The sequence below is a fragment of the Kineothrix sp. IPX-CK genome (genome assembly GCF_039134705.1).
In the GTDB taxonomy this organism is placed as follows: Bacteria; Bacillota; Clostridia; order Lachnospirales; family Lachnospiraceae; genus Kineothrix; species Kineothrix sedimenti.
Genome location: NZ_CP146256.1, coordinates 1,267,803 through 1,281,331 on the forward strand (window position 1 = coordinate 1,267,803; position 13,529 = coordinate 1,281,331).

Annotated in this window: 5 protein-coding genes; all 5 read left to right on the forward strand. The window is 50.7% G+C overall.

Features of this window, described 5'->3' with window-relative positions:
- Nucleotides 1-35: 35 nt before the first annotated feature.
- From V6984_RS05995 to V6984_RS06015, 5 genes are read left to right on the forward strand one after another with little or no spacing between them, the layout of a single operon-like run.
- Nucleotides 36-6,947 carry a DUF6908 domain-containing protein gene (locus V6984_RS05995; protein ID WP_342758870.1) on the forward strand — a complete coding sequence of 2,304 codons (6,912 nt, stop codon included), beginning with the start codon at nt 36-38 and terminating at the stop codon, nt 6,945-6,947.
- A 13-nt stretch (nt 6,948-6,960) separates the two neighbouring features.
- Nucleotides 6,961-7,401, forward strand: coding sequence for a hypothetical protein (locus V6984_RS06000; RefSeq protein WP_342758871.1), 441 nt, complete (start codon nt 6,961-6,963; stop codon nt 7,399-7,401).
- An 11-nt stretch (nt 7,402-7,412) separates the two neighbouring features.
- Nucleotides 7,413-8,084: a hypothetical protein gene (locus tag V6984_RS06005; protein WP_342758873.1), complete on the forward strand. Its 672-nt coding sequence runs from the start codon at nt 7,413-7,415 to the stop codon at nt 8,082-8,084.
- Nucleotides 8,074-9,453, forward strand: a complete 1,380-nt coding sequence (locus tag V6984_RS06010; RefSeq protein ID WP_342758874.1) for a hypothetical protein — start codon at nt 8,074-8,076, stop codon at nt 9,451-9,453. Before V6984_RS06005 ends, V6984_RS06010 begins: the two co-directional genes overlap by 11 nt.
- On the forward strand, nt 9,450-13,511 hold the full coding sequence (locus V6984_RS06015) for an S-layer homology domain-containing protein (protein ID WP_342758875.1): 4,062 nt from the start codon (nt 9,450-9,452) through the stop codon (nt 13,509-13,511). Before V6984_RS06010 ends, V6984_RS06015 begins: the two co-directional genes overlap by 4 nt.
- Nucleotides 13,512-13,529 lie beyond the last annotated feature (18 nt).

The window sequence follows — 13,529 nt, forward strand, 5'->3', positions numbered from 1 at the left end:
CAACGGAACAAGACACATCTTTTTCGTATCAGCTATTGAGCCGCCTGCAATCTGATTGCGAATATTTCTTAGGCGCAGGGCAAGGACATGAAAAGCATTTATGGGCGGGAAACGTAAAAAACCAAATTACCAAGATGTGGGAGCTTTACAATGCCGTACCTGAAAAACCGAATTGGCTGACAGCGCAGGACATCGAACTCTACGAAAAACAAATGGCAGGGGTTGAGCAGAAAGTTGCCAGCGTAGATACGCCCATCACGCCGGTGCCTGATCTAAACGTACAGCCCACGGATATTCAAACCACTTCCTCTGCATCAACGCTTGACGAGGACGAAATCTCCGACCTCATTGATGTGGTGCTGTGTGCCGACGACATTACCCCTGATACAAGGGAATGGGCAGCGGAAATCCATAAATTCTTTGAGGGCGGACACAAGCAGACTACGAAAGCCAAAATCCTGAAAGCCTTTTATGGCAAGCTGGATACCGACTACATCACGGAAACCGGAGATTATTTATATCTCACCGCAGGCGATGATGGGCTGACCTTTGAAATCGGGAATCAGCAATTTACCGAGGACTATGGCACGCTCGTCAGCCGGATTGACCGCTTGATTCTGACTGGGGTATATCCGTTTAGCTCCGCAGACACCGTGATTGACGATTATGCCATCCCCGATGAACAGGAGGAAATGCAGGGCTTTATAGACGAGGACGAAAATAGTCCTGATGAACATCCTGTATCCGCTGAGTTGTCTGACACGGACAGACAAAAAATCATTGACGAATACCTTCAGCATGGCAGCGGCACACAGGGCGGCAGGCAACGGATTTTTCAAGCCATGCTGTCCATGCCTGCCAAAAAAGACAGGGTTGATTTCATCCGAAAGGAATATTACTCATATAGCAGCTCCCGCAGTCAGCCCAATGGCGACAGATGGCGCTTGGAGTATACCCCCAAGGGGATGGCGATTGATTACCGATCCGGTTCTCTGGCACTGCACGAAACTCTATCATGGAATCAGGTGGAAAGCGGTATCTCTGACCTGATCCGTCAAGACCGCTACCTTACGGAAAAAGATAAAACGGAGATGGAAGCCGAGGGGCAGACGGTGTACTTGCCAGCCCCCGAAGCACCGGATCAGGAGACTCCCGACAGGCAGCTCACCTTATTCGATATGACCTCCGCTATGCCGGAGAGCTATGAGGACGCCGCCGAGGACAGCAATGACGGCATGATTGATGGGAACTCTGTGGAGCCGATGCAACTGCCGTTTCAGGAGGGCGACCGCATTTATTATAATGACCGTGTGTTTGAAATCGTTAAATTCATGCACGATGGGCGCACGGTGGAAATCGGAGATATTGCACAGCTTAAAAATCTGAACCGGCTTAAAATTACCGAGCGTGTGCCGCTGTCTGCCATTGCGGATTGTAAGCCGTTAAAAGATCATTACACGAATGGCGAGATTGCCACCATGGTGGTAGAAAGCGTTCAAAGCGGTGATTTTTCAGAGGAAACGCAGGCTGCCATCAAAGCCGCCACCCTTGTCAATCAGTCTAATGATGAGTACAACCGTACCATTATGGATGATTTCCATGCCCGTGCTTGGGGTGAAGGTTTCAATTACCGCTATTCCCCCGACCATCATCTTTACGATGGCGGCCCGAAAACCAAATTCAAAAACAACATTGCAGCCATTCGGCTTCTAAAGGAACTGCAAGCACAAGGGCGCCCAGCAACAGCGGAGGAACAGATAACCCTTGCCCGGTTTGTCGGCTGGGGTGGGCTTGCAAATGCCCTTACACCGGATAAAAGCGGATGGGAAACAGAATACGCGGAAATTAAAGAACTGCTGACAGACGAGGAATTGCAGGCGGCACAGAAAAGCACCCTGACTTCCTATTATACGGAGCAGAGCATCGTCAGCCATATCTATAAAGGGCTGGAGCGAATGGGGTTCCGGGGCGGCAACATCTTAGACCCTGCCCTTGGTACAGGCAACTTCTTTTCCGTACTGCCGGACAGCATGGATTCCTCTAAACTATACGGCTGTGAAATCGACCCCATCCCCGGACAGATTGCAAAACAGCTTTATCCTGATGCGGATATTCAGGTGATGGGCTTTGAAAAGACAGCTTTTCCCGACCATTTTTTCGATATGATGGTGGGTAACGTGCCGTTTAACTCCATCAAGGTGGATGACCCCCGATACAATAAGCACAACTTCCACATTCACGACTACTTTATTGCCAAGTCACTGGATAAGGTCCGTCCGGGCGGCATGATGGCGCTGATTACCTCCAAATTTACCATGGATAAAGCAAATTCCAGTATGCGCCGTTATATCGCAGGGAAAGCCGAATTGATTGGAGCTGTCCGCCTGCCGAACAATGCGTTCAAACAGGTAGCCGGAACCGAAGCTACCACAGACATTCTTTTTCTGAAAAAGCGGGAACGGGAAATTGTGCCAGACGAGGAAAGCAGTCCTTGGCTGACCGTAGAGCAAGACGAAAACGGCATTCCCATGAACACCTATTTTATCGACCACCCGGAAATGGTGCTGGGTGAGATGGTGTTTGACGAGTCCATGTTCGGCAACGAAAAGACCACCGCCTGCCACCCGATAGCCGGAGAGGACTTGAATGAACGGCTGGAGCGTGCCATTTCCTATCTCGACGGCGAATATACCGAGGCCACCTCCGAATATGAGGGCGAAAAGGAAGTGCTGCCCGAATCCATTTCTGCTGATCCCAATGTGCGCAATTTCAGCTATGGGCTGGTAGACGGTGAGCTGTACTACCGTGAAAACTCTCGGATGTATAAGCAAAACATCACCGGCCGGAAAGCCGAGCGTATTCGTGGGATGGTGGAGGTTACGGCAGCCATCCGTAGCTTGATTGACTTTCAGAACAGCGAATATGCAGATCTCCATGAGCTGCCTACCATGGAATATGAAAAGCAGCTTCAGGATCATATCGCCCATCTCAATCATGTGTATGATGCCTTTGTCAAAAAGCAAGGGTATCTCAATTCCTATGCCAATGTAATCGCATTTTCAAGAGATTCCAATGCCCCTCTGCTCCGTTCCATTGAGGCGGAGATAAAAGGCCAAAAGGATGTATGGAAAAAGACCGCTATCTTCTACAAGGCGACCATCAAGCCCAAGATTATGCCTAAAACGGTGTTTTCGGCAGAGGAAGCCCTGATGGTTTCTCTCAATGTGAAAGGCAAGGTTGACCTTGATTATATGTCCTGGCTCTATCAGTACCCCGATCACCGCAAGGCTACACCGGAGGAAATCATTGACGAGTTAGGGGATAAAATTTATCAAGACCCTGATGATTACACCGGCAATCCGCACACCGGCTGGAAAACTGCCGACGAGTATCTAAGCGGCTATGTCAAGGATAAGTTGGTAACGGCAATCTTGAAAGCGGAGGAAGAACCGGAACGGTTCAGCCGAAATGCAGAGGCGTTGAAGCTGGTGCAGCCGGTTCCCCTGACTCCGCAGGACATCAGCTTTACCCTCGGAACCACATGGATTCCCCCGGGGATTTACCAGCAATTCATGTATGATACCTTTCAGACCGCACCCAACCTTCAAGATGGCCGCTTTAGCATTTCTCTCGAATTTTCTAAATACAGCGGCGCCTATTATATTTCCAATAAAAGTGCAGAAAGCAGTTCCGTGACGGTCAACCAGTCCTACGGCACAGATCGGCTCAATGCCTACGAAATACTGGAAACCACCCTCAACCTCCGACCTGTGGAGGTGAAAGACCCGGTTGATTATATTGACCCGAATACCGGAGAGGAAAAAAAGAAATACGTTCTCAACAAAAAGGAAACCATCTTGGCCCGTGAAAAGCAGGCGGAAATCAAGATGGCTTTCGAAAGCTGGCTATTTGCCGACCCGGAGCGTGGGGCGAGCCTGACGAAGCTCTACAATGACCGTTTCAATAACATCCGCCCCCGTGAATACAGCGGTGACAATCTTCTCATGCCGGATATGGCGGAGGGCATCAAGCTCCGCAAGCATCAGAGCGATGTCATTGCTCATGGTCTTTACAGTGATGGTAATCTGCTGATGGCACATGAAGTGGGTGCTGGCAAAACCTACGCTGCTGTCGGCCTTGGCTATGAAATGAAACGGCTGGGAGCAGTCCACAAGCCCCTGTATGCCGTGCCAAATCACCTTGTAGGCGAATGGGCAGCCCATTACATGAAGATGTACCCCAACGCCAATATTTTAGTGGCGGAGAAAAAGGATTTTGAGCGAAAGAACCGCCGCCGCTTTGTCAGCAGGATTGCTACCGGTGAGTACGACGCCATCATTATGGGGCATAGCAGCTTTGAACTCATCGGCTTATCCAGAGAGCGCCAGCTTGCGGCTATGGAGTCGGAAATGGCGGCTATTACAGAAGCAATCACAGAGGTAAAAGCCCGTGACGGCAAGGACTGGACGCTCAAACAGATGCAGATTTTCAAATCCAACCTCCAGTTTCGCTATGACAGGCTGTTTAATGCAGAGAAAAAAGACGGTGTTATCAACTTTGAGGAATTGGGTGTGGACGCCCTGATTGTGGATGAAGCCCATGCCTACAAGAACAATTTTTCCTACACCAAGATGCGTAACGTAGCCGGAGTTACCGGTGTTAGCAGCCAGCGTGCCATGGATATGCACCAAAAATGCCAATACATCAATGACCTGAACAATGGCAAAGGTGTGGTTTACCTAACCGGTACTCCGATTTCCAACACAATGGCGGAACTGTACGTTCTGCAAAAGACTTTGCAACCGTGGGAACTGGAAAAGCGTGGCCTGCTGATGTTTGACGCATGGGCAAGTACCTTTGGTGTGGTGGAGTCCTCCTTGGAAATCAAGCCGGAGGGCAACGGCTATCAAATGAAAAACCGTTTTGCAAGGTTTCACAATCTACCTGAGCTGATGGCAATGTTCCACATGATTGCGGATATTAAAACCGCTGATATGCTGGACTTACCTACTCCAAAGCTAAGAACCGGCGGTCCACAGGTTATCAAAACGGAATGTACCCCGGAGCAGAAACGCCTTGTGATGGAATTGGGAGAACGGGCGGAGAAAATCCGCAACGGACAGGTAGACAGCTCCGAGGATAATTTCCTGAAGCTCACGCTGGAGGCCCGCCTGCTGTCTACCGATCCGAGAGCCGTTGACCCGGATTTACCGGATGACCCCAATACAAAGCTCAATGTCTGCGTCCGGAAAGCGGCTGAAATCTACCATGAAACCGCTGAGAACCGCTTGACCCAGCTTATTTTCTGCGATCAAGGCACGCCCAAGGGTGACGGCAGCTTTAATTTTTACGAGGCTACCAAGGCGGTGCTGATTGCACAGGGGGTAAAACCGGAGGAAATTGCCTTTATCCACGATGCCAAGACGGACGTACAGCGGGAGCAGCTTTTTGAAAAGGTACGAACCGGTGAAATCCGCATACTGATGGGCAGCACCGGGAAGATGGGCACCGGCATGAATGTTCAAAATAAGCTGGTGGCGCTCCATCATCTCGATGTGCCGTGGCGCCCCTCCGACCTCATTCAGCGCAACGGCCGCATTCTCCGTCAGGGCAACGACAACGAGGAAATTTCCATATTCAACTACATCACAGAGAATACCTTCGATGCGTACCTGTGGCAGATTTTAGAGCAGAAACAGCGGTATATCAGTCAGATTATGACCGGTCGCTCTACCCTCAGAACCTGTGAGGATGTGGACAGCACGATGCTTCAGTATGCCGAATTTAAGGCCCTTGCAACCTCCGACCCAAGAATTAAGGAGAAGATGGAAACGGATAACGAGATCAGCCGCCTGACGGTGCTGAAATCCGCATGGCAGAGCCAGCGCAATGACCTTCAGTACAAAATCGGAAAACACTATCCAAGCAAGATTGCCGCAACCGAGCGTAAAATAGCAGGAATGGAAGCTGACCTTGCCGACTATACAGGAAACAAGCCGTCCGAGTTTCAAATGACCATTGACGGCAGGCTCCATGATGAGCGAACCAAGGCTGCCGAACACTTCATGGTCCGTTCCCGCAAGCTGGGGCGAAGCACCGGGGATACCCTTGATGTGGGCAGCTATGCAGGCTTTCCGGTCCGGCTGATACGCCGCATGGGAGATGGGGTCGGTATCCAGCTATGCGGCAAATGCACCTATTCTACGGAATTGGGTGAGTCGGAGCTGGGAAACATCACCCGTATTGAAAATCTTGCGGAACGCATTGTGTCGGAATTAGAAGTCGCCAAAACCGAGCTTGCGGATTTGCACCGCCAGCTTGAGGCGGCAAAGCTGGAGAGTGAAAAGCCCTTTGCCAGTGAAGAAAAATTGGTGCAGTTACAGCGGAAAAAGGTTGAGCTTGACCTTGCCTTAGAATTTAAGGATACCTCTGACCTTGTTTTAGAGCCGGATGAGGATAACACGGATGTAATGAATTATGAGCCGGACGAGGAAGCAGATGCGCCAAGCAGAACGGCTCCCCCCTCTGCACACCTCACGCTGGAACAGCGGCTGTATCAGAAACTGGCGGTTTTCGCAGGCCCTATTCTTGAGGGAGAAGCCTATTACATGAAGTTAAAAAGCGAAGGCTTTGAAGATTTGGTGCTGGAAGCCATAGGCGGCAATGAGTACAGCATCGCCCATTATTACCGCCAAAATGGCGATTCCATGCGTGACCCTGAGATTACCTTCACCATTGATAAGCAGACCTGTTCCATTCACCCTACATCGTTCTTACAGGACGATATAGGGCTTTTTTACGATACGGACAGCGTACCGCCGTCAAGGGTGCGTGACTTGAAGGATTTTATGTCACAGTGGTTTACCAACATCAAGGAGCAGGGTTTTGAGCCCGAGAAGGTGTCTGTTTACGCATCGGAAAATGATGAAAGCGAATTTGAGAGATAGGAGGATAGGATATATGAATCAGAAATACTTAGCAGCTTACACACAGGGGCTGGATGAGGACATGCAGCTTTGTATCAAGGCAGACGCAGAAAACATTGCTGCCTTTATCGCAAAATACCCCTTTGCACCTCGAATTACCATGGAAACTTTGGAAGGTCATTTTCTCCTTAATACTCGTATGGGTTTCATTGATAGGTGCTATGACCAAAACTATTTGGCTACTCAACTTATCCCGGTTCTTGCACCTATGCAGATGGGAGAACGTGATATACCGGAAATCATCAGCCTGTCCGATTACTCAGAACTATCCCCGGAGGATACCTCTCTGCTCCCTGACTGGAATGCTTGGCGTGACTACGGTATTTCGGATGGGGATTTCCCGGCGTTCCGAGAAAGCCTGCTTGAAATGGAGAATGACCCTGTTGATGTAGATTCAGAAGAAATGGATAGATAGGAGGGATTTTTTTGAAATACGATATTTCGCCCGAACTGGCCGAGCTTTTCAAGAAAAAAGCATCAGTCTTAGGGTATTCTGTTCGTGAAGAAGCTGCGGAGAATGACCCGCAGCTTCTTTTGTCTGCTTTTCGGAACCAGGAGGAAATCTGCAAATTTGAAAAGACCGGCGCCATGCGTTTCAGGCGTGACAGCCCTTTTGTGGAAGAACGGAAAGAGCTTCACAGCCTGCTGTTAGACCTAAAAGAACGCTATGATCTGTATTTGAACGCAAAGCCGCTTGACTGTGAGGGTGTCCGGGACTTCCGGCTGATTTCGGAGTTTGGCAATCATCTTCTTGCCGCCAAGCAGTCCAAGGACAATGAAATCCGCTTTGTCACATGGCAGTATGATTATGACCGCAGCGGCGTGACCCTCGGACATTATTATGAAACCAATTATGAGGGCGCTTTGAAGGATTTTGCCGTGCGCTCCGGCCTGATTGACGAAAATCAGCTTTTCACGGAGGAAGAAATGGCGGTTCTGTATCAGTCCTGCGTGTTTCGTGGAAAGCATGACGATGACTTGACCTTTGACAGCGAGAGAAAATTGCAGGATGTGATCGAAAAGCTGGAGGACAATTTGCCCCAAGAAGTCGTTACGCAGCAAACGGTACAGGAACAGGAGGATGAGCATGGAATATAGCCAAATCAACACCATTACCAAATTCGGCCCGGACGATTATTCCCTGTGGACGCTCACCATGCCCCGTGACCAGTTAGGGCAAATCCGGCAAGGTACACCTGTTGTGGAGGGCGATATGCGCCGGGTTTTTGAGGAAATTCGTTCCGTCGATTATCAGCCGGAATCGGTATGTAACTTTGTCCTCCCCCAAAGCAAGGGTTTACGCCTGTTTCGGGTTGATATGGGTGAAGATTTTGCAGACAGAAACCGGCATAACGGCTGCTCTGTCCGTGGCTCCAGAGAACAAATCATGGCGGATCTGCGTGAGGCACTCAAGGGGCAAGGCTACCACCTGTATGGGAACGCCCATTTTTTGAATGTGGATGTGCTGGAAACTCTCCAAAAAATTGTGGAGCATAACACCGACTATTATCAAACGGACTTCAATTACGATATGGAAAAACTGCGGGCGGCCGCCAATGACCGTAATGCTGAACGGCGTTTCCTCTGGATGAGCCGGGGCAGCGGAACATGGTGCTTTGCGGAGCCGGATGTCTACATCCGCAGAACCAATGCGCATAACACATGGAATTACTACGGCGCCGGGAATAAGAGCGAACACGTTAAAACCTTTTGGATTGAACTGAAAGGTATGTGGGATGAAAAAGTTATGGGCGATATTGTGGAGATAGATTATCAGAAGCACTTGGACTATCTCTGCACCCATTCCTTTGAACCGGCTGCCGTAGAAGTAGTGTTCAAGAACCCCAACGGTTTGCGCACCTTTTCCTATCGGGAGTATGACGAGAATTATCAATCTATCGCCCAGCGTTACGGTACAGTGGAACGAATTGCATTTCAGGTGGAAAACTCCGATCAGTTTGCCCGTGCGGTCATAGAAGCACACGGACTGTTTTGGGACGCCACCGAGCCGATGGGGATTGATGACTATGTAAAAAGGCTGGATCGTGACCGGCTCCATGACCATGGCTATACTGCCGACGATTTGGTGCTGACCGGTCCATTGGATGCGGAAAAGGCGGTAAAAAACGGTCTTGCCTGCTATGCCCTTTCCCCGGACGGCTCCAAGGAGCTGCTTGCCGGCCGTGACGATTTTCAAAAGCACCAGTACAGGGGCGCATTGTTCGGCATGACAGCCGAGGAACGGGACACCTTGCAATATTTCAAGCAGGACTGCACCCCGCTGTTTTCCCATGAGGAAATGCGGGAAATCTGCTCTCTTGCGGTACAGGCAGGGATGGAGAACAATCCCGAAAAGGCTCCCCTGCTGGATCGCATCATCCATAAAGCGGAGTGTGCCATGTCAAAGGCAGAAATCGAATCTGCTTTGGAGCAAGAACATGAATTTGAAATGGAGGATAGAGAATGAAAAAGAAGATGAATCCCAAAACCAAACGGGCGGTGGTGGTGCTTTCCATCATCGCCCTGATTATTTTTATTATCGGTCTGGTAAGCTGCTCCATTCAGCTTTCACAGAAAGACCCGTCACTGCCTGCTGTGACGGACAGCGACAATCCGGCTCCCACCCCCGGCGACAAAATCGTAATTCCGAAAATTGACCAAGGAAGCCCCGGCAATCTGCCTGATGGCACAATTCAGCAGGGCACCACGGATAGCAAGCCGGAGGAAACCGAGAACGGCGGCAAGGATACGGAACAGGGCAAGGATAAGCCTTACCCTGCAAAGCCTACGGAAAAACCGCCTGTATCCCCCAAGCCGGTAAAGCCTGCCGACCCTACCATGCCACCGGTTACTCCAACCCCCAAGCCTACCGTACCGCCTGCTTCCCCCACACCAAAGCCGAGTGAGCCTGTGAAGCCCACCGAGCCGCCGAAACAGGAAGAAAAGCCAAGTACGCCTGACAAACCGGGCGGCGGTTCAGGGGGCGGCAGTACCAGCTATCCCGCCGCTGTGGTAGAAATCCTTATCCCTGAGTACAGTCACGCGGATATGGAGTTTGAGGTAAAGACCACGCTGCGCAACGTGAAGTCGCTGGATTGGACTGTTGCCGAGGACGGAAAAGATACCCCGCAGGGGGATTTTCTGAAAGGCACGCTTGATAAGAATGGCGGGAAAATCACCATTACCCAGCCGGGACAGTATGTTTTGACTGCCGCAGCTCAAAACTATGGCAACCGTGCCTATATCTTTACCAAGAAAATCACCATTCACCCCACCTTTGACATCAAGATAGAAGCAGACAAAACCGCCCATACGAATCAATCCTTTGCGGTAAAAACTACGCTTTCTGACAATGTGAAACAGCAATTAAACTGGCACATCTACAAGGATGGCAGCGAGGTGAAATGGCAGGAAGCTGTAACAGGCTCCCTTGCCAATGATGGCGGCTCTATCCAAATCAAGGATAAGGGCAGCTATATCCTGAAGGCTGCCGCCTACGATGAAACCAGCCGGGAATTTTTCGGCAAAGCTGATGTAGAGGTTTATCCTATTATCGAAATTGGCGTACAGGCTCCTGTCGCCGCCCACACCGATACCCCTGTTACCGTTGCTGTGAATACCAAGGAGTTGGGAGATCTCACACTTGCATGGACTGTGACCAAGGACGGCAAAGAAATCTCCCTGGCCGACTGTATGGAGGGCAAGCTGGACAATACCGGCGGTACGGTGCGTTTCCTCGGCAAAGGCGATTACAGCCTAACCGCCACAGCTACCGATAAGGCTGGCAGGGCGTTCAGCGGAAAAGCGGATATTAAAATCTATCCTGTGGCCGCTTTTTCGTTTGACCTTCCTGCCACTACCCACACCGATAAACCTGCCACGGTAAAGGTGGTGTCCTCTGAATTGCAGGACATGACCGCTGAATGGACGGTGCTTTATAACGGAGAAAGCACCCCGCTTACATCCGTTCTGGAGGGCAGCCTGACTAATGAGGGCGGCACGGTCCGCTTTAAGCAGAAAGGCTCCTATACACTGAAAGCCATCCTGCTTGATGCCCTCGGACGAGAATACAAACATGAGGCCAGCACTGTGGTTTATCCTGTTGCGGAAACAGGTTTTTATATTCCCTCTCAGGTCCACACCGATACGGCCGTAGAGGTCAAGACCAGCTTTCAGGAAACGGCGGGATTGACTGCCGAATGGAGCTTGACGAAGGACGGCAAGCCGATCACACTGATGGACGGCTTTGATGGAACCCTCACCAATGACGGCGGTAAAATCCGCTTTAATGAGGTTGGCGAATATAATTTACAGGCGGCTGTTACCGACAGCACCGGCCGCAGCTTTACCTATACCGCCCCTGTTAAGGTTTATCCCGTCATCACGGTTGTAATGGAGCTTACCAAGGAAACCCACACGGACAAGGCGGCAACGGCTTCTGTCAAGCTGTCAAATGCCGGTTCCCTGCCTGTGGCTTGGAGCATGGCAAAAGACAATGTGCCGGTGCAGCCGGAGCATGAGCTGACCGACAAGGGCGGTTCTATCCGCTTTTTAGAAAAAGGCAGCTATACCGTGACCGCAGCCGTGACCGATGAGGCCGGGAGGACTTTTGAGGACAGCAAGACTGTCAAGATTTACCCAATCCCCGGCATTGCTTTCAGTCTGCCTGCCGCTGTCCACACCGATGACATGGTGACGGTTGATACTATCCTCACCGATATGGAGGGACTGACGGCGGTATGGTATGTTGACAATACCTTTGGTTTTCAGGATTGGGCGGTCTGCATCGACGGCCAACTGAACAATCAGGGCGGCTCCATTCACTTCAAACGCGCGGGAGTATATGATTTGCAGGCACGGGTGACAGACGCCACAGGACGGGTATTCCACTTTAACAGCGGAAAAATAGAAGTCTTGCCGGTGCTTTCCCTCTCCTTTGAACTTCCTGCCACCGGGCATACCGACACGCAGATCGAGGTCAGAACGAGGGGAAACAACAATGTGCTGCCGGTGGAATGGTCACTGATGAAAAACGGTACGGTCATTCCTTTGGAGCAGGCTGTCAGCGGCTCTCTCAATGCACAGGGCGGTAAAATCCGCTTTACCGGGAATGGTGAATACCGTCTGACAGCATCTATGACAGATGCGCTGGGCAGGATGTTTACCGCCAGTAGCCAGATCAGCATTTTCCCCCTTTACAACTGCGATTTCTCTATGCCAGCGGCGATTCATACAGGGCAAAACTTTGTTGTCAACATGAGCAGCTCCATCAATCTGAACGGCAAGAGTATTGTATGGACGGCAACGAAGGATGGCGCAGCCGTGGCAGTTTCCGACTTCTTTAAGGGGACGCTGGACAATGGCGGCGGCACGGTTCATGTGGATACAGCAGGAAGCTATCAGCTCACTGCATCCATCACGGATGAACTGAACAGAGTGTTTGCCTGCACCCAAACTATCACGATTACCAATACCGCACCCAGCAAACCGACCCTAACGGCCGATGTGACAAGGACATATGCTGACGGCAAATTTTTGGTGAACCTCACGGCTGCCAGCACCGACCCGGACGGAGATGCTGTCATTTATGAGTTTGAGGGTAAGACCACCAACAATTATTACCCCCTTGGAACGCATACCGTCAAAGTAAGGGCGAAAGACAGTTATGGCGGGGTTTCGGATTGGACATCGGCAACCTTTACTGTCGCCAATGCCGCACCCAGCACGCCTGCTTTTTCAGCCAGCATAACAAGAACAGCCAAGGGCGGAAGTTTCCTTGTGAACTTTACAGCAAGCAGCACAGACCCGGACGGTGATGTTGTTAGCTATGAGTATCAGAACATGACTGCTGATCGCTATTATCCTGTTGGTACGCATACCGTCAAGGTAAGAGCGAAAGACAATTATGGCGGTGTTTCCGATTGGGCGGCAGTTACCTTTACCGTTGCCAACTCTGCGCCGACTCGCCCTGAGATTACAAGAACACCGGGCGGTAACAGTGTTGTGCCGGGAACGCCTGTTACCATCACTGCAACCAGCTCTGACCTGGACGGAGATAGCATCACCTATGTTTGGGAGGGCAGGCCGTCACAGACGTCTACCTATCCTCTCGGCAAAAACACCGTAAGGGTGAAAGCCGTTGACAGCACCGGCGCAGAGTCGCCATGGGCAGCCATTGTTTTCTTTGTTATGGATGCAAACGGCAGCGGTGGCATGATGTTGACCGGTCCTGATTCCACCATCAACGAAAACGGGATTGAGGGGGCGACCATTGCAAATTATACCTTTAATGTACCTCCCGTTTCCGGTCACAGTGGGCAGGACTATGGTAGAGTGCGTGGATACAATGTAACAACCGGCACGTGGGATCAGCTTGACTACGGGACGACCAGCAATGGCATATCCTTCAGCCGGAATTTAACACCCGGCGTATATTCTAAGCTGGAATTTTACTATTATACCAACCACTCGTGTATGTATAACAAATCCAATATTACCTATACGGTGGAATATCACTTTGAATAAGTAAAAAATGTTTGCTTC